This window comes from Trinickia sp., assembly GCF_036503415.1.
Lineage (GTDB): Bacteria > Pseudomonadota > Gammaproteobacteria > Burkholderiales > Burkholderiaceae > Trinickia.
This window is the reverse complement of record NZ_DASXWY010000032.1, coordinates 1-16,695: the sequence shown is the minus strand read 5'-3', so window position 1 is coordinate 16,695 and position 16,695 is coordinate 1. Positions and strand designations below refer to the sequence as shown.

Annotated in this window: 16 protein-coding genes; 12 read left to right on the top strand and 4 right to left on the bottom strand. The window is 64.8% G+C overall.

The features are described from left to right. Positions 1-67 precede the first annotated feature (67 nt). The 7 genes from VGL01_RS05215 (at position 68) to VGL01_RS05185 (ending at position 7,167) form a co-directional block, all read left to right on the top strand. The gene (locus VGL01_RS05215; RefSeq protein ID WP_331567762.1) at positions 68-1,198 is read left to right on the top strand and encodes a type II secretion system F family protein; all 1,131 of its coding nucleotides are present in this window, start codon (positions 68-70) and stop codon (positions 1,196-1,198) included. 69 nt (positions 1,199-1,267) lie between these two features. Next, on the top strand, positions 1,268-2,110 hold the full coding sequence (locus VGL01_RS05210; RefSeq protein ID WP_331567760.1) for a tetratricopeptide repeat protein: 843 nt from the start codon (positions 1,268-1,270) through the stop codon (positions 2,108-2,110). A gap of 24 nt (positions 2,111-2,134) precedes the next feature. After that, positions 2,135-2,509, top strand: a complete 375-nt coding sequence (locus tag VGL01_RS05205) for a DUF3613 domain-containing protein (RefSeq protein WP_331567754.1) — start codon at positions 2,135-2,137, stop codon at positions 2,507-2,509. A 3-nt stretch (positions 2,510-2,512) separates the two neighbouring features. Next, the gene (locus VGL01_RS05200; RefSeq protein ID WP_331567752.1) at positions 2,513-4,264 is read left to right on the top strand and encodes a TadG family pilus assembly protein; all 1,752 of its coding nucleotides are present in this window, start codon (positions 2,513-2,515) and stop codon (positions 4,262-4,264) included. A 20-nt stretch (positions 4,265-4,284) separates the two neighbouring features. Further along, positions 4,285-5,676, top strand: coding sequence for a sigma-54 dependent transcriptional regulator (locus VGL01_RS05195; protein WP_331567750.1), 1,392 nt, complete (start codon positions 4,285-4,287; stop codon positions 5,674-5,676). A 66-nt stretch (positions 5,677-5,742) separates the two neighbouring features. Beyond that, a complete protein-coding gene (locus tag VGL01_RS05190) occupies positions 5,743-6,507 on the top strand; it encodes a DUF2968 domain-containing protein (protein WP_331567748.1) in 765 nt (254 codons plus the stop codon). Between the two features lie 90 nt (positions 6,508-6,597). After that, complete coding sequence (locus tag VGL01_RS05185; protein WP_331567746.1) at positions 6,598-7,167, top strand: GNAT family N-acetyltransferase; 570 nt, start codon at positions 6,598-6,600, stop codon at positions 7,165-7,167. Between the two features lie 511 nt (positions 7,168-7,678). Here VGL01_RS05185 and hfq read toward each other — a convergent pair. Next, entirely contained in the window at positions 7,679-8,164 is a 486-nt protein-coding gene (gene hfq, locus VGL01_RS05180) for an RNA chaperone Hfq (RefSeq protein WP_331567744.1), read from the bottom strand. Positions 8,165-8,580: 416 nt separating this feature from the next. Between hfq and VGL01_RS05175 the strand changes: the two genes are divergently transcribed. Together VGL01_RS05175 and VGL01_RS05170 are read left to right on the top strand one after the other, a co-directional pair. After that, the gene (locus tag VGL01_RS05175; protein WP_331567758.1) at positions 8,581-10,158 is read left to right on the top strand and encodes an FAD-binding oxidoreductase; all 1,578 of its coding nucleotides are present in this window, start codon (positions 8,581-8,583) and stop codon (positions 10,156-10,158) included. Positions 10,159-10,172: 14 nt separating this feature from the next. After that, the gene (locus VGL01_RS05170) at positions 10,173-10,568 is read left to right on the top strand and encodes a hypothetical protein (protein ID WP_331567742.1); all 396 of its coding nucleotides are present in this window, start codon (positions 10,173-10,175) and stop codon (positions 10,566-10,568) included. Positions 10,569-10,581: 13 nt separating this feature from the next. Here VGL01_RS05170 and VGL01_RS05165 read toward each other — a convergent pair whose 3' ends face one another. Beyond that, complete coding sequence (locus VGL01_RS05165) at positions 10,582-11,472, bottom strand: TetR/AcrR family transcriptional regulator (protein ID WP_331567741.1); 891 nt, start codon at positions 11,470-11,472, stop codon at positions 10,582-10,584. A gap of 238 nt (positions 11,473-11,710) precedes the next feature. Then, the gene (locus tag VGL01_RS05160; RefSeq protein ID WP_331567739.1) at positions 11,711-12,937 is read right to left on the bottom strand and encodes an MFS transporter; all 1,227 of its coding nucleotides are present in this window, start codon (positions 12,935-12,937) and stop codon (positions 11,711-11,713) included. Between the two features lie 273 nt (positions 12,938-13,210). On the opposite strand from VGL01_RS05160, the gene VGL01_RS05155 reads away from it, so the two are divergent. After that, positions 13,211-13,753 carry a GNAT family N-acetyltransferase gene (locus tag VGL01_RS05155; protein WP_331567737.1) on the top strand — a complete coding sequence of 181 codons (543 nt, stop codon included), beginning with the start codon at positions 13,211-13,213 and terminating at the stop codon, positions 13,751-13,753. Positions 13,754-13,846: 93 nt separating this feature from the next. On the opposite strand, the gene VGL01_RS05150 is transcribed toward VGL01_RS05155, so the two are convergent. After that, positions 13,847-15,256, bottom strand: a complete 1,410-nt coding sequence (locus tag VGL01_RS05150; RefSeq protein WP_331567735.1) for an MFS transporter — start codon at positions 15,254-15,256, stop codon at positions 13,847-13,849. Between the two features lie 132 nt (positions 15,257-15,388). On the opposite strand from VGL01_RS05150, the gene VGL01_RS05145 reads away from it, so the two are divergent. After that, a complete protein-coding gene (locus tag VGL01_RS05145) occupies positions 15,389-16,255 on the top strand; it encodes a LysR family transcriptional regulator (RefSeq protein WP_331567756.1) in 867 nt (288 codons plus the stop codon). A 164-nt stretch (positions 16,256-16,419) separates the two neighbouring features. After that, complete coding sequence (locus tag VGL01_RS05140) at positions 16,420-16,692, top strand: DUF2282 domain-containing protein (RefSeq protein ID WP_331567733.1); 273 nt, start codon at positions 16,420-16,422, stop codon at positions 16,690-16,692. The last annotated feature ends 3 nt before the right edge of the window (positions 16,693-16,695 follow it).

Here is a 16,695-nt window from a genome sequence, read left to right as displayed (position 1 = left end):
ATGTCGCATTCGGGCTTCAGGGCGCCGGTGGCTGCCTGCTCTATCGTCTCGCCCGGTTGAGGTCGTGATGCTTGCGGATCGAATTGCCTCGATTGCATTGGCGCTTGGCGCATTGGGCTTGACGATGCTGGCGCTGCATATTCTGGTGCGGCGGCTCGCTGCGCGGCGCGGCATGCGCTTGCTGGACGATGCGCTCGCGCGCCGCGCGATGCCGTCCGTTGCCGGGCGCGATCCAGAGCCGCCGCGCGGCGCGCCTGTGTCTTCGCGTTTGCGTACCGAGCCGTCGAATGCGACGAATGCCGCGAATGCGGCGAATGCGGCATATGCGGTGCATTCGCCGAACTCGCAGTCTGCCCCATTCGCCGCCGCGCGAGACGGGCGCATGAAGGCGGGCTCGCCGGTGCGACACGAGGCCGAGCGGCGCGGCAAGGTATGGTTGCGCCGGATCGGCAGCGCCGGCATGCGTTGGCTCGATACGCCGCTCGGCAAACTGATCGTCGCGGGCGAGGACCGCTCGCTGCTCGAGCAATGCGGCTTCGCCGACGCGAATGCGCGCGGCATCTTTTTGATATCGCGGCTCGCGAGCGCGGCGCTGGGGCTTGCCCTCTACACGTGGCTCGTGAGCCCGTATATCGACGGCAGTACGCAGCCTGCCTATCTGGGTGCGGCCGTCGTCGCGGGATTCATGCTGCCGAAGGCGGTGCTTGGCCGCCGCGCGGCCGCCCGGCGGGCGAGCGTTGCCGACGAGACGCCGGCATTCGTCGACCTGCTCAGGCTGCTGCAAGGTGTCGGCTTATCGCTCGACCAGAGCTTGCAGGTCATCATCAACGATTTCCGGACGATGCTGCCCGTGCTCGCCGACGAGCTCGAGATCGCGCAGCGGCAGTTCGTGGCGGGGCGCACGCGCGAGCAATCGCTGCAGCGTCTTGCGGGCGCATTCGGCAACGAGGATTTGCGGGCTGTCGCGCGTCTGATGATCCAGGTCGACCGGCACGGCGGCGCGGTTCAGGAGCCGCTTCGTCAATTCGGCGAAAGGCTGCGCGAGAGCCGCCGAGCCCGTTTGCGGGAGCGGATCGGGCGACTGACCGTCAAGATGACGGGCGTCATGATCCTGACGCTGTTGCCTGCGCTGCTGATCGTGACGGCGGGACCGGGCATCGTTGCGATCACGCACGCGCTTTCGACGACGCATCGTTGACGAATGGCACACCCGAGAGCGAGCCGCGCATTGAAGAACACTATCCCGACAACGACGATCGATCATCCGATGAACCGTTCGAGCCCGATTCCGCCGCCGTCGCGCCGCTTTCTCGCCGCCGCGCTGGTGCTCGTCCTGAGCGCCTGCGCATTCAAGCCGTCCGGCTATGGCGTGGGGCCGCAGGCCGAGCGCGCCGCGATGCTGCAAAACGCTCAGCCCGAACCGAAGCCCGATACGCCCGGCATGTATCTCGCGCTGATCGACCGGATGCAGTCGCAGGGGCTCTATTTTGCGTCCCTCGCGCACATCGACGCATACGAAAAGCAATACGGCACGACGCCCGACTCGACGCTGCTGCGCGCCGATGCGCTGCGCCTGACGGGACAGCCCGAGGCCAGTGCAGATGCGTATCGCTCGCTGCTCGCGACGCCGCTTGCCTCGCGCGGCTACCGCGGGCTGGGGCTCGTCGCAGGCGCCGCGGGCGACTTCGATAGGGCGGCGCACGACCTGGAAGCGGCGTCGGCGCTCGCGCCCACGGACGCCGCGACGTTGTCAGATCTCGGCTATGCACGATTGCGCGAAGGCGACGTGACAGGGGCGCGTGTTCCGCTCATGAAGGCGGCGGAACTCGATGCCCATAACCCGACGGTGCTGGCCAATGTCGCGTTGCTGCTGCTCTCGCAGGGCCATGCTCGCGATGCGCGTGCGTTGATGGACGAGCAGCATTTTGCGAGCGAAGTGCGCGAAGCGGTGCGTCAGGACGCGGCGAAAGTCGCGCTCGCACGGAAGGGGCGCCGCTCGGTACAAGGCACCGAAAAACCGAGGCAGCCGCAGGTGCGCCCCGAAGAGGCGCCGGCGGCGACGGCCAGCGCCCGTACGCCGTTGCCGCTCTTGCAGCGGTTCGCGCAATGACGCATTCGCCGTGACGAGGACGATATGACGACACGCTACTTCATCGACCCCCTACGCACGATCGCCACGATCGCATTCGGTGCGGCCGTACTCCTCGTGGCTGGCCTGTGTGCGCCAGCGATGGCTGAAGCGCCAGGCGAGCCTGCTGCCGGGGTGCGACCGTCCGTGCCGATCGGCGAAGCGACGCGAAGCTGGCTCGAGCTTCAGCGCAGCAACGCGCAGGCCGCGCCGGCATTGCCCGTGCTCGGTGCACAGGCGGGGCTGGCCTACGCACGCTATCTGGACTCTTTCAAGACCAGGATTCCGAGTTCGTTCGATTCGACGCTCGGCGCGGGCGGCAACGCAGCGCGTGGGAACTACATGAACGCCGTCGGCGCCTCGCCCAGCGGGGCGAACTGAGCGATGAAGGCTGCGCGCCGCCGCACATTCGACCGGCCCCGCCCGCCGCGCACCGATCGGCAGCGCGGTTCGGCGGCCATCGTCGTCGCGATTTTTCTTTCGCTCGCGGTGGCGGTCCTCGGCGCGCTCGACGTCGGCAACGCCTTCTTCGCACGGCGGTCACTGCAGCGGATCGCGGATCTTGCTGCGCTCGCCGGCGCGCAAACGATGGACGACGATTGCTCGGCACCGACGGCCACGGCGCGGGCGAACGCCGCGGCCAACGGCTTTTCGGCGACAGCGGCGGGACAGTCGCTGACGGTCGTCTGCGGCCGTTGGGATACCGCGACCAATACCGCGCCGAGCTACTTCGCCAGCGCGAACGCCTCGCCTTTGAACGCCGTGCAAGTCCGCGTGGTGCGCACGGTCCCGTACTTCTTTCTCGGGCCGTCACGGCAGATCGGTGCCACCGCGACGGCGCAGGCGACGAATCTCGGCGCGTTCACGATCGGCACGGCGCTCGCGCAATTGCAAGGCGGCCTCATCAACGGTCTGCTCAACGGATTGCTGGGCGCGAACCTCGATCTTTCGCTGGCTTCGTATCAATCGCTGGCCGGCGCGCGCATCAAGGTCGGCGATCTGATGGCGGCGCTTGGAGTCGATACGGTCGACGCATTGCTCGCGACGCAAGTCGATGCCGCTCAGCTCGCCGATCTGATGCTGAGTGCGTTATCGCGTACATCGGTGGCCGATGCGAACCTGCAGACCGATCTCGCGACGTTGCAAGCGATCGCGGCAAGCAGTCTTTCGACGTCCGTGAAGTTTCCGCTCGGCGCGACCGACACAGCGCCCGGGCTGCTTTCGGTGAACCTCGCCCATACGCAGAGTGCCGTGGGCGCGACGATCAGCCCGTTCGATGCGCTCGTCGTGGCGGCCGAGATCGCCAAAGCCGGACAAGCGCCGACGGATATCGCAGCCGGCCTCGCGCTCGGCACGCTGCAGACCACGTTGAAAGTGCAAGTTCTTCAGCCGCCGGTGCTCGCGATCGGCGAGGCGGGGATGAACCCAGCCACGCAGACATGGCGTACGCAGGCAAGAACTGCACAGGTGCGGCTTTATCTGAACATCGGATTGGGTCCCGTCACCCTTCCTTTCGTCGGCACGGTCGGCGCCAATCTGCCGCTCTCGCTCGAGGTTGCGCCGGGGCAGGCCTGGCTCGAAGCCGCGCATTGCGCGACGAGTGCCGCTGCGAGCAACTCGACGATCGGTGCGACGCCGGGCCTCGCGAATGTCTGCGTAGGCGACGCCCCCCCGAATCTATCGGCCTCGCAGCCGTTCAGCTGCACGCGAGCTGCAACGTTGATCCAGGTCTCGAATCTGATCGTCGTGAAGGCGAACGCGGCGCTTCCCGCGGTAGTCCCGGCAGAGGATTCGTCGACATTCGAATTCGACGGCATCGCCGGCAACGCAGACGACTACCAGAGCGCGAATTCGAACGCTGTGGGCAGCGTGTTGGCGAATGCACTGTCGGGACTCTCCGCCACACTCGCGCAGCCGGGCGCGCTATCGGTCACGCTGTTGGGAGGCGCGTTCGGTGTGCCGTTGGGACCTGTCGTCAGTGCACTCGTCGCGTTCCTTGCTCCTGCGCTCACGCTCGTCGCCGAAGATGTCGACGCAGCGCTCGTCCCGTTGCTGCAACTGCTCGGGGTGCAGGTCGGCGTCGCAACCATCCATGATCTGTCGTTGACCTGCGGCGTGTCGAAACTCGTCTATTGAAAACATCGAAGAAGCGAACAATGAGAGCCGCCAATACAATCGAGGAACTGGACATCTATGTCTGGGAGGGCAAGGCCGATATCGTCGAACGCGTCATGCGCTGCATGGCGAGCTTCGACGTCGACGTGATCCGTGCGGACGGGATGACGATGACGCCTTCGAGCGGTGAAGTCCGCTCATCGCTTGCGATCGTCAGCGTGAGCGTCATCGACGGCGCGGCACGTGTACTGCACGATTGGCAGGCGACCAACGGCATGCCGGTGATCTGGGTGGGCGCCGTGCCGCGCGAGCGCGATCCCGCGATGTTTCCGCACGAGTACGCGCATGTGTTGCCGCTCGATTTCACGTGCGCCGAGCTGCGCGGGATGGTCACCAAGCTTGTCGCGCAGTTGCGCGCGCATACCGCGCGAACGTCCGAGCCGACGGCGCTCGTCGCGCATTCCGAGCCCATGCAAGCGTTGCTTCGCGAAGTGGATACGTTCGCCGATTGCGACACGAGTGTGCTGATCCGCGGCGAGACTGGCGTGGGCAAGGAGCGCATTGCGCAATTGCTGCACGAAAAGCACTCCCGCTATGCCGACGGCCCGTTCGTCCCCGTCAATTGCGGCGCGATTCCCGACGGTCTCTTCGAGTCGCTATTTTTCGGCCACGCGAAGGGCTCGTTTACCGGTGCCGTGGGTGCGCACAAGGGCTACTTCGAGCAGGCCGACGGTGGCACGCTGTTTCTGGACGAAATCGGCGATTTGCCGCTTTATCAGCAAGTGAAACTACTGCGCGTACTCGAAGACGGCGCCGTCACGCGCATCGGATCGGCCACGCCCGTGCGCGTCGACTTCAGGCTCGTTGCGGCGACAAACAAGAACCTGACGCAATTGGTCAAGGACGGTGCATTTCGCGCCGACTTGTATTACCGGCTCGCGGTAATCGAGTTGCGCCTCCCGTCGCTCGAGGAGCGGGGCGCGGTCGACAAGATCGCGATCTTCAACGCCTTCATTGCTTCGGTGCTCGGCGCCGAGCGCATGGCGAGCCTGCCCGCGGTGCCTTACTGGCTCGCCGATGCGGTGGCCGACACCTACTTTCCCGGCAATGTACGCGAATTGCGCAATCTCGCCGAGCGTATCGGGGTGACCGTGCGCCAGATCGGCGCATGGGATGCCATCCGGCTCAAGCGGTTGATCGCGCACGCGCGCAATGCGCAGCCGGCTCCGGCCGACAGCGCGAACGAACTCATCGTGGATCGAAGCAAGTGGGACATGGCCGAGCGCAACCGCGTGCTCGCGGCGCTGAGCGCGAACGCGTGGCGCCGGCAGGATACCGCTCAACACCTGGGTATCAGCCGCAAAGTCTTATGGGAAAAGATGCGCAAATACCAAATCTTCGACGAAGAGCCCGAAGCGCGCGAAACTGAGTAATAATGACACGCTTGAGTCAGTAAATCATGCTTACTCACATAAAAACTATTCGCGCGGGAATCGACGATGAGGCATCTACCACAAGTACGGGGGACAGCGCTTGCGGCGCTTGTCATGATCGGGGGATTGGGCATGTTCGGCTGCGCCGGCGCGCAATCGAGCGGCAGTACGACGGCGCCGGCAACGACGACGAGCGCCTCGATCCCGTTGACCGCGGGCGCGGCAACGCCCGCTGTGGCGACGTCCGACGCATCGCCGGTACACGAACAAGCCCCAACAGCGTCGGCGGTGTCTCAAGCCGAAGACTCGAAGGAAGCGGCGCAAGGCAACGTTGCCGAATTGCAGCGCCTCATGCACGGCAGCGACTTGACCGAGCTTCGCACCAGCTACAACGGCAGCTACGGCGCGAGCCTGCTGCTCTATGGGAAAGAACTGACCTACTACGTCGCGCTCTTTCAACAGAAAAACTTTTGGCGCGTGATCAAGACGCAGGATGAGGCCCGCGCGGAAGCAATCTATGCCGAGTTCGCGAAAAAGAGCGCGCAGCTCGCTGATGTCGAGTTGCGCGGGGCCAAGCTGGCCGCGCAAAAAACCTATACGGAACATTTGATCGCGCTTTCGCAAGCGCGGGCCGAGCGTTTGCAGGCCGATCTCGACGTTGCGCACCAGCAGCAAGCACTCGCCGCCGATCGCCAAAAGCGGGCGCGCGGCGAGGCGGCGGCGCTGGACGCGCAAAAGCGCGCCGCGCAGGATCAATTGCGTGCGCTCAAGCGCCAGGTGCGCGAGTTGCAGCGTGAGGCGGACTCGGGCTTGCCGCACCGCGTACGCTGAACGGGGCGCGCGCCGTCCCAAATCGAGCGTGCGGGGCCGGGCCCGGCAGCAGGCCGGCTATCATGCGGTACTGCATCGAGCCCAGAGCCCATGGATCCGCTGCTCATCGACATCCCCGATGCGTTCGAAACGGAGCGCTTGATCGTCCGTTGCCCCCGCCCGGGCGACGGACGCTTGGTCTATGAAGCGCTCGTCGAGTCGCTGGACGCGCTGCGTCGGTTCCCGGCGTCATTGCCGTGGGCGCTCGAAGCTCCCTCGGTAGAACGATCCGAACTTTTCTGCCGGGAAGGTTTCGCCGATTTCGTCGCGAGACGCGACTTCCCGTTTCTGATTTTTGTGCGGCACACGTCGACACTCGCCGGCTGTTGCGGACTGCGTTCGCCCGACTGGTCGATTCCCGCGTTCGATATCGGCTGGTGGGGCCGTGCCTCGTGCCTGGGTCAGGGGCTCGTGACCGAAGCGGTGAGCGGCCTGCTCGATTTCGCCAAATCGCGGCTCGGCGCGCGTCGGATCGCCGCGTTCGTCGATGAGCGTAACGTCAGGAGTTTGCGCGTCTGCGAGCGTGCCGGTATGCAGCTGGAAGGTGTGCTGCGGTACGAGCGAATCGATCCCGACGGGACGTTGCGCGATACCTGCGTCTACGCGCGGGTCAGCGAGTGACATTTTCGTCGGATGATTCCGGCGGGGCCGCGTTCCCGGCTTTTATGCAGGCACATTCTTCCGCAACGGATGTAATCGTTGCCAGCCAATCGCGCCGGACTTCGACTCCAGAGCCGCAAGACATTCGCCGCGATGCGCCTATTTCTCTCCGTCGCGCGCTATTCGTCGCAAGGAGGCATCGAACTTGCAGACTAGAGGCACGGTGTTTTCGAAATAGGACTGCAATGGCAATTCAACAGACGGAACCTGTGCGCCGGACGTATGCGCTTCATTTGGTCGACGCGGATCTGGATCATCTCGAGCGGGCGATCCGCGAACCCGAGAATCGTATGCTTACGGCGCAGTATTGGCGGCAGCGGATCTTGAGCATCCGCCGGCAATTCGAACTGACGCGCGAGCAGCGCGCCCGCGCGGAGGCATTGCTAGAGAGCCTTTCGCAGCGGCAGAGCGATGCTCGACCCGCGATGGCGGGCCTTCGCTGACATCCTGAGGTGCCTCGCGGCGAGGCACCTCATTCGTTGTTGTTATTGTTCTCGTCGTTGTTGTTGTCGTTGTTGCTGCTGCTGCTGTGGTGGTTGCCGTGCTCGTTGCCATGCGGGCCCGTGCTGAACGGGCGGCGTCTGCGCGTCACGACCACCGGCGCGTCGCCCGAGCGCTCCGATGACCCATGCATGCCGTGCGATTCGCGCGGCTCGCGGCCTTCGCGAGGTGCGCCGGAGCCCTCGCGCGGACCGTGGCGCTCGCCGCCATACCCGCCGGTACGCGGGCCGCGCGGCCCCGGGCGGGTGCCGGTATCGAGCTGAATCGTCGAAATCGCACGCTTGTAAATGCCTTGCAGCCCGACGGGTGTGCGCAGCATGACGAGATATTGATCGAACGACTCGATGCATCCAGTCAGACGGATGCCGTTCACGAGATAGATTTCGACGCGCTTGCGCTCTTTGCGCGCTGCGTTCATGAAGTCGTTCTGCGGATGGGATTCTGCGGGATTCGGCATTGCACGGACGACAGCAGGAGCTGCCCCAGGTTGGTTAGTGAAGCGCGGTGGCTACGCGCGAAATTCGTGGCTGGCGGGGATTTTAACCCGTGTGTGCTGCCGCGAGGGTCCTTTCGCACGCGCATCGGGCCCACGCGCGCGTAACGAAATGTTCCAAAAGGCGCGCGGCATCATTCGTTTTCGCCCCGCGCGGGTTTCAGATACCACGGGTGCTGCGCATGTCCGAGCATGGTCGATGCCCGCGCATGGGCCCCCGGAAAAGCGCGCGCTCGTGGGACAATGGCGGCAGCATCGGATGCCGAAGCTTGCGGAAAGTCCTCCAGCGCAGCTTCGCGTCGAGCGAACGAGCGGACATTGCTCCGCAATCAAGGGGACTCGATGAAATCGTCAGTGCGTCTTTCGCCGCGGCGGCCTCGATGAGCGTGCTGCCGCCCCATTGCAGTGCACAACGCTTTCACGAAGCGCTGCGCCTCTTCGGTTCGATTGTCGGCGAAACTCACGTCGTTGTTTCGGACAACGAACTGATCGAATACGCCGATCCGTTCGCTCCGGGCCCTCAGGAGCCGCGCTTCGCGGCATCCGCAGCGATACTGCCCGCTTCGGTCGACGAGATCAGGGAAGTGCTGCGCGTCGCGCGCAGCTATCGTCTGCCGCTCTGGCCGGTCTCGACCGGCCGCAATTATGCGTATGGAGGAGCGGCGCCCCGTCTGTCCGGATCGATCGTAGTCGATCTGCGACGCATGAACCGCATCCTCGAAGTGAACGAGACCCTCGGCTATGCCCTGGTCGAGCCCGGCGTGACCTACTTCGATCTGCACGAGCACTTGCGCGCGCGCGGTGCGAAGCTATGGATCGATCCGCCCGCGGCGGGCTGGGGCAGCGTCGTCGGCAATACGCTCGAGCGCGGCTTCGGCTACACGCCCTACGGCGACCACGCCGCGATGCAGTGCGGCATGGAAGTCGTCCTCGCGACGGGCGACATCGTGCGCACCGGAATGGGCGGCATCGAGATCGGCAGTACCTGGCAGCTCTACAAGCCGGGCTTCGGCCCCTCGTACGACGCGATGTTCATGCAGTCGAATTTCGGCATCGTGACCAAGCTCGGCATCGCACTGATGCCGCGGCCGGCCAGCTATCTGCTCGCGCATCTGCGCTTCGGCGACGAAGCGGACCTGGAGGCCATCGTCGAGACGTTGCGTCCGTTCAAGCTCGACGAGACGATTCGCAATCACGCCGTCGTCGAAGGCGCTGTTCGCTTTGCGGCGGGGGTGTCGTCGCGCGGCGAGTGGTATGACGGGCAGGGGCCGATGCCCGAGTCCGCCATCGATGCGATGACCAAGCGGCTCGGGATCGGGCGATGGAATCTGCGTTTCGGCCTGTACGGCGAGCCCGAAGTCGTCGAGGCGCAGTTTTCGGTCGTCAAGCGGGCGTTTTCCCACGTGCGAGGGGTGCGCATCGAGGCCGCGCGGTATGCCGGCGACGCGCAACCCGAGGGCGGCGGCGACCGCAACATGGCCGGCATCCCGACCATGACCGCATTTCGGATGCTCGACTGGCGCGGCGGCGCGGGCGCGCACGTCGATTTTTCGCCGATCTGCCCGTTCACGGGGCGCGACGCGATGCGGCAATATTGGCTCGCGAAGACCCGTTGTGCCGAATACGGGTTCGATTACTACGGCGGCTTCACCGCCGGCACGCGCCATTTGCATCACATCGTCGCAACGATCTTCGACCGCGACGATGCAACCCAGACCGATGCCGCGGGCGACTTGCTGCGCGTGTTGATCAGCGATGCGCGCGCGGCGGGGTATGGCCAGTACCGTACCCATCTGGCCTACATGGACCTGGCGGCTGCGCAATACGATTTCAACGATGGTGCGTTGCTGCGCTTGTCGGAAACGATCAAGGACACGCTCGATCCCGACGGCATCCTGGCGCCGGGCAAATCGGGCATCTGGCCGCGCGCCTGGCGCGATCGGCGTGGCTATACGTAAGGGGGCTCGGCTTCATGGATCGGCGAAGCTTCATCGTGGACTCGGCGGCGTTGATCGCCGGTGTGTGCGGCGGTAGCCCGGAATCGCTCGCGAGTGCGCCGCGCGCGGCGGCCAGCCGGACGGTCGCGCCGGCCACCACCGTGCTCGTCGACGCGTCCCTCGGGCGAAGCATCGCCTTTGCGGCGGATGCCGTATCGGCCGGCGCACCGACGGCATCCGTGGCGCCCGTCGGCGGCGACATTGGCGCGCTATGGTACGCGCGCCTCGCCAGCACTCAGGGCCGCATCGTCGGCCTGTTGCGTCCGTCGGACGCATTCGTGCTGACGCGATTGGCCAGGCATGCGGGACACACAGTGATCGAGCAGCCGTGGCATGCGCATACGGTGGAGGTAGCGATCGACCTGCGTTGATGCCGATCGAGGCTCAGAGCGCCGAGCGTTGGGTTCCGCGCTGCTCCGGTAGCGGCATGGGCCGCGGACCGGATGCCGCCGCTGCCTCGGCATCGCTTGCGCCGCCGTTCGGGGCCGTCGCACGTGGATCGTCCTCGAAGGTAGCGGGATGCCGATCGAGCGAGCCGCAGGCACTGATTGCAACGGCCGCATCGGTTCCGTCCGCGGCGTCGCCCAGCACGGCGGCGAAAGCTGCGAGTTGGGCCGCGTCGGGCAACGGTGCCTTCAGCGCGGCAACCATCAGCGACGCGAGGCGCGCAATCAATTGCAGATCGCTCATCGTCTGCCCTTGGGAGAACTCGGCGATGAGATTATCGGTATCGCCGCCCGCCAGCACGCCCGACAGCGCGCCGATCGCAAAATGCAGTCGCCAGCCGAGCTCCTCGCGAGGCAAATGCGGCAGCGCGCGTTGGAAGGCGTCGAAGAAGCGCTCGGCGACCGATGCGTAGTGGCCGCTGAGGAAGTTGTGAATGAATGTGGAAGGGTCCGTATAGGCGCGGCCCAGCAGCTTCAGGAACGCCCGCCCGCCGGCTTGCGGATCGCGCGACAGGCGCAGCGCGGGAATGAACATCGCGCCGAGCACATGTTCGCAGGTGAGCCGGTCGCCGAGCGCCGCGTCGAAACGCTCGAGCATCTTCAATCGTTCTTCGTTGAGGCGATCGAGGCGACGCGACAGCATCGCGTGGATCAACGCTTCCTTGCTGCCGAAATGATAGTTGACCGCGGCCAGGTTGACGTCCGCGCGCGACGTGATTTGCCGCAGCGACATGGCCTCGAAACCGTATTCGATGAAGATGTCTTCGGCCGCATCGAGAATGCGTGCCTTCGTGTCGCCGGTTATCCGGTTCGATGTGCGAACTGCCATGTGCGCCTCCCATGCCGGTTAGCCGGCCGCGAACAAGCGATTCAAGTTCTTGATTGAAACTCGTTGTTTCGGGAACGATAAAAACGTATCGATACGGCGGCAAGCGTTGTTTGTGGGTGGAGTCCTCTAGAGTCCGCCAACCCTTGCGGAAATGACGGGCCGAAGGCACGCGGTGCGGCGCTACTCCGGTCCGTCAAACTCTGAAGGCGGTCAGGCATCGGGTATCACGGGCGTCCCGTCATGCCGATTCGCCGACGCGTTGAGCCGAGCGCAGCATGTCCACGCCACGTTGCTCGCGCCCGAACAGAATCAGCACCGCGATGACGATTGCCGATATTGCCGCAACGGCGGCCAGGGCGAGCGAGTAGTTGTTGTTCTGGCTGGCGGCGAGCGATGCCTGCATCGTGGCGTTGACGGAAGCGATCAGGTTGCCAAGTTGATAGACGAAGCCAGGGAACGTGGCGCGAATTTCATCGGGCGAGATCTCGTTGAGGTAGGCAGGAACCACGCCCCACGCGCCCTGTACCGAGATTTGCATGAGAAACGCGCCGATCGCGAGCGCGACGGCGCTAGCCGAGAACGCCCACAGCGGAAGCACGGGCAAAGCGATCAATGCCGCGATGCAGATCGCGCGGCGACGGCCGATCTTTTCCGACATCGAGCCGAAGAACAGTCCACCGACGATCGCGCCGATATTGAGGACGATCAGGATGCGAGAGACGGTTGCCGGATCGAAGCTGTGCTGCACGCGCAAAAACGTCGGATAGAGGTCCTGCGTGCCGTGGGAGAAGAAGTTGAATGCCGTCATCAGCACGATCGCATAAATCGAGAGCGCCCAGTTTCTCTTGAGCGTATCGATCAGGCCCGGGCGTTGATGCGTCTCCATGGCGCGCCATGCGGGCGATTCCGGAACGTTCTTGCGGATATAGAGCACCAGCAGCGCGGGGATGATGCCGACGAAGAACATGCTGCGCCAGCCCCAATGCAGGACGTCGAACAGCAGCCAGAACACGACCGAAGCGAGCAGGTATCCGGTCGGGTAGCCGGCTTGCAGCAGCCCGGAGACGAAGCCGCGGGCGCTGGAGGGAATGGTTTCCATCGTGAGCGCGGAACCGACGCCCCATTCCCCGCCCATGGCGATCCCGAACAGCGAGCGCATGACGAGCAAGGTCGCGAGATTCGGCGAAAAGCCCGAGAGCAGTTCGAGCACCGAATAGCAGGCGATGTTGATCATGAGCGTCGGCCGGCGGCCGAACTTGTCGGCGAGCCGGCCGAAGATCAGCGCACCGAGCGGCCGCATTGCCAGCGTCAGGGTGATCGCAACCGCGACGGCCGGGATTTTCGTGTTGAACTCTGCAGCGATATCCTTGAGGACGAAAACCATCAGGAAGAAATCGAAGGCGTCGAGCGTCCAGCCTAGATAGGCTGCGATCGTGACGTTTTTCTGCTCACGCGTCCAAGCCATTTTTGCGTTCTCCTTTTTGTCTCCAGATCGTCAGCCGCGCCGCGGATCACGCTGGCGCGGCCGTCCCGTGGGTTGGCATGACGAGTGTACGCGCACTCTAAGCGGTTGCATGATTGGGTTGCCCGTTTATCGGTATTAATCCCTATGTGGCTGTCTAAAATATTACGATCTGGTTTTAAATGTCGGCTTTTAGAAAGACTTGTTCCGGCAACGGTTATGCGGTTCGTTGCAAACCAGCCGAATTCGATACAGAAAACCCATTACTCTTTCGCCATGTCCGTTTCGACTCCCGAACTGCCTGCCCTGGATACCCCCCGGTTGCTGATCCGTCAGCGTACGCTCGCCGACCTCGAGGCGTGCCTCGCAATGGATCGCGATCCCGAGGTCACCCGTCATATCGCCGGGCCTTGGCAGGACCCGGTCGCGCATCGACAGTTCGTGGCATTCCGCACGACGAGGGCGTATCCGCCTGGGCTCGGCTATTGGTCGATACGCGAGCGCAGCGCGCCCGAGCGGTTCATCGGCTGGGTGTTGCTCATTCCAGACCATGGAGCGGGGCCCGAGGTCGAGATCGGCTGGCGTCTCGTGCGCGATGCGTGGGGTAGGGGAATCGCCACCGAGGCCGCCCACGCACTCGTGCATCACGCCTTCGCAACGCTACGGTTGCCGCGCGTCATTGCGGAAATCGCGTCCGCGAACACCGCGTCGCTGCGTGTCGCGCAAAAGCTTGGCATGCAATGGGTCGGATACAACGCGAGCGAAGCGCTGAGCTACCAACGGTTTCGCCTCGAGCGGGAAGATCTGCGTGCGCGGTGAATGCGTGAATTCCATGAACCGATGAATGGACATCAGGACTGCTTACCATTACGGTGTCCGGTACGACTGCGCGCGCTGAGACCCGATTCTCGGTTATTGAGTGCCGCGCTCGGCGCCGAACGCATGCGCCAGCATGGCGGCCGCGGCATACGCCGCGCCGCCCACCGCGCTGACGACACACAGCGAAACGCTCAGATGCGCGGCAAGCATCGTGACCGCCCCGGCCAACGCGACGCCGACGAGGCTGCCCGCCTGGCGCAACGCGTTCAGCAGCCCCGAGGCCACGCCGGCGAGCTCCGCGGGCACCTGCTCGAGCACGGTGGCGATCATCGGCGGTACCGACAAAGCGGTGCCCGCTCCGAAAACGGCCATCGAGGCATAGATGAATGGGCGCGGTGCCGCCCATGAGAACAGTGCGGCCATGAGAGGGGCCGAGACCGCCGCCGCGGCCAGGCCGATCGTCATCAAGCGGGCGGCGCCGAGGCGCGCATGGAGCTTGCCCGAGAGCAGGTTGCCGAACGACAGGCTTGCCGCCATGGGCAAGAGGGCGAAACCGGTCGCCTTCGCATTCATGCCGAGCGCGCCGTGCAGGTAAAGGCTCAGATTGAACAGCAGTCCGAAATAGCCCACGTAGACAAGCGTGCCCGCCGCATTCATCGCCAGGAAGATCCTGTTTCGAAACCACGCGAGCGGCACCATCGGCTCGCGCGAGCGGCGCTCGAAGAAAACCAGTGCCGCGACGCAGGCGGCAAACAACACAGAAGCGACAACGACTTCGGGCGACCGCGGACCGCGAGTCGGCAATTCGATTGCGGCGAAACACAGTGCACCCAGCGCTGCCGCACTCGAGAACTGTCCGCCCCAATCGAAGCGGCGCACGGAGGTGCTGCGCGCTGCCTGTCGGACTGAAACCAGCGCGCCCGCGAAAGCAACCGCGCCTGTCGGCAGATTGACGAGAAATGCGCTGCGCCATCCGAAGCTATCGACGAGCAATCCTCCCAGGACAGGGCCGATCGCGGCCGCGGCCGACGCGACGAGCGCCCATGTGGCGATGGCACGGGCCCGTTCCTGCGCATCGTCGAAAGTGGCGCGGACGATGGCAAGCGAGGCGGGCAGGAACAGTGCGGCGCCGGCACCTTGCGCAAAGCGGGCCGCGACGAGCGCGCCCACGGATGGGGCGAGACCGCACGCGGCGGACGCCGCGACGAATGCCGCGAGCCCGGCGAGGTACACCGTTTTTGCGCCGAAACGATCGCTGGCGACGCCGCCGGCGAGAATCAGCGCGGCAAAAGTCAGCGTGTAAGCATCGACGATCCATGCGAGGCCGCTCACCGTCGCGCCGAGCGACGCACGCAGGGCGGGCAGCGCGACATTGACGATCGTCGTATCGAGCACTGCCATGAACATGCCGCCGGCGACCAGAGCCAGCGTGACGCGCCTGCGCCATGCGTCGCGGCGCTGCAGCCCGCATTCGTCCGCGCGTGCGAGAACCGTATCGGACATTCGTTCCTCCGTTGGCTGAATGCCTCTCAGTTTACGAATGCGCGGCGATGCAATAAAGCAGTAATATCGCATATCTCTGATGCAGATTTGCATCACCGGCGCGAATCCACGCCCGAGGGCCTCGCAACGATGATTCATTGGGACAATGCGCGTTTCTTTTTGGCGGTGGCGCGAGCCGGCACACTGCGCGGCGCGGCCGCCCGCCTCTCCGTCGATCAGGCCACTGTCGGGCGGCGTATCGCGGCGCTCGAAGCGGCGCTGTCCGCGCGGCTTTTCCTGCGCACGCCCTCGCTGTACGTGTTGACTTCGGCGGGCGAAGCGCTCGTCGCACCGGCGGAGGCCATGGAGCAGGCAGCGCTGGCGATGGAGCGGCGCGTGGCCGGGATGGACGAAGCGTTGTCCGGGACGATTCGCGTGGCGACGACTGACTCGCTGGGCAAAAAATTCGTCGTGCCCGCCATCGCGAAGCTGCGTCGTGCGCATCCGGGTATCGATATCGTCTGCGTGACATCGGTGGATATCGCCAATCTCACCCGGCGTGAGGCCGATCTCGCGATCCGGACGGTTCGGCCTGATTCGCCGGAGCTCGTCGTCAGGCGGCTGGCCCAGTTGGAAATGGGTATTTACGCTTCGCACGCCTATGTTGCCGCGCGTGGAACACCGCGTGAGGGCGAGGCATTCGAAGGACACGATCTCGTCATGTATCAGCAGCCGGTGGTACCGTCGATGTGGGACGCCCTATGCGGCGAGCCTACCAACCGGGGGCGGGTGGCGTTTCAGACTGCATCGACGATGATGCTGTTCGAGGCGACGATCGCCGGACTCGGTCTTGCCGGGCTGCCATGCTTTCGCGCGGACGACGAGCCCGAACTCGTGCGTGTGATGCCGCATCGCCGCGAGCACTTCGAGGTCTGGCTCGTCGCCCATCTGGACTTGTATAAGACGGCCCGCATGCAAGCACTCATCGAGGTTGTCGCCGAAGCATTCGCAGCTTCGTGAAGCCGGTGTCGAAAATTTTTCGACCGCTGTAACCGCTTGCCCAGCTGCGGCGAATTACCTGGCAGATCGCGCAGTGCAGCCGCGCCGTGCCAGGACAGTCGGGCAAGGCCAATGATGCGGTGCATGCGATCGCTAACCACTTGATGGCATCTAGGAGCGAATTGATGAATACGAACAAACTTTCCGCAGCAGCCCTGGTTCTCGCATCGCTGGCGACCGGCGCATTCGCGCAGAACGCTGCCGCCCAGAATGTGGAAAAGTGCTATGGCGTGGCGCTTGCCGGCCATAACGATTGCAAGGCGGGGGCGGGGACCACTTGCGCCGGCACGCAAAAGATGGACTATGACGGCGCGCACTACAAGAATGTGCCGACGGGTACCTGCACGACGATGAAGACGCCGCACGGAATGGGCTCGCTCGCGCCCACCAAGTCGTAACGG

What these genes read in the sequence shown, in the direction of transcription:
- VGL01_RS05215 (WP_331567762.1), top strand. Translation starts at nt 68, where the DNA reads ATGCTTGCGGATCGAATTGCCTCGATTGCATTGGCGCTTGGCGCATTG.
- VGL01_RS05210 (WP_331567760.1), top strand. Translation starts at nt 1,268, where the DNA reads ATGAACCGTTCGAGCCCGATTCCGCCGCCGTCGCGCCGCTTTCTCGCC.
- VGL01_RS05205 (WP_331567754.1), top strand. Translation starts at nt 2,135, where the DNA reads ATGACGACACGCTACTTCATCGACCCCCTACGCACGATCGCCACGATC.
- VGL01_RS05200 (WP_331567752.1), top strand. Translation starts at nt 2,513, where the DNA reads ATGAAGGCTGCGCGCCGCCGCACATTCGACCGGCCCCGCCCGCCGCGC.
- VGL01_RS05195 (WP_331567750.1), top strand. Translation starts at nt 4,285, where the DNA reads ATGAGAGCCGCCAATACAATCGAGGAACTGGACATCTATGTCTGGGAG.
- VGL01_RS05190 (WP_331567748.1), top strand. Translation starts at nt 5,743, where the DNA reads ATGAGGCATCTACCACAAGTACGGGGGACAGCGCTTGCGGCGCTTGTC.
- VGL01_RS05185 (WP_331567746.1), top strand. Translation starts at nt 6,598, where the DNA reads ATGGATCCGCTGCTCATCGACATCCCCGATGCGTTCGAAACGGAGCGC.
- hfq (WP_331567744.1), bottom strand. Translation starts at nt 8,164, where the DNA reads ATGCCGAATCCCGCAGAATCCCATCCGCAGAACGACTTCATGAACGCA.
- VGL01_RS05175 (WP_331567758.1), top strand. Translation starts at nt 8,581, where the DNA reads ATGAGCGTGCTGCCGCCCCATTGCAGTGCACAACGCTTTCACGAAGCG.
- VGL01_RS05170 (WP_331567742.1), top strand. Translation starts at nt 10,173, where the DNA reads ATGGATCGGCGAAGCTTCATCGTGGACTCGGCGGCGTTGATCGCCGGT.
- VGL01_RS05165 (WP_331567741.1), bottom strand. Translation starts at nt 11,472, where the DNA reads ATGGCAGTTCGCACATCGAACCGGATAACCGGCGACACGAAGGCACGC.
- VGL01_RS05160 (WP_331567739.1), bottom strand. Translation starts at nt 12,937, where the DNA reads ATGGCTTGGACGCGTGAGCAGAAAAACGTCACGATCGCAGCCTATCTA.
- VGL01_RS05155 (WP_331567737.1), top strand. Translation starts at nt 13,211, where the DNA reads ATGTCCGTTTCGACTCCCGAACTGCCTGCCCTGGATACCCCCCGGTTG.
- VGL01_RS05150 (WP_331567735.1), bottom strand. Translation starts at nt 15,256, where the DNA reads ATGTCCGATACGGTTCTCGCACGCGCGGACGAATGCGGGCTGCAGCGC.
- VGL01_RS05140 (WP_331567733.1), top strand. Translation starts at nt 16,420, where the DNA reads ATGAATACGAACAAACTTTCCGCAGCAGCCCTGGTTCTCGCATCGCTG.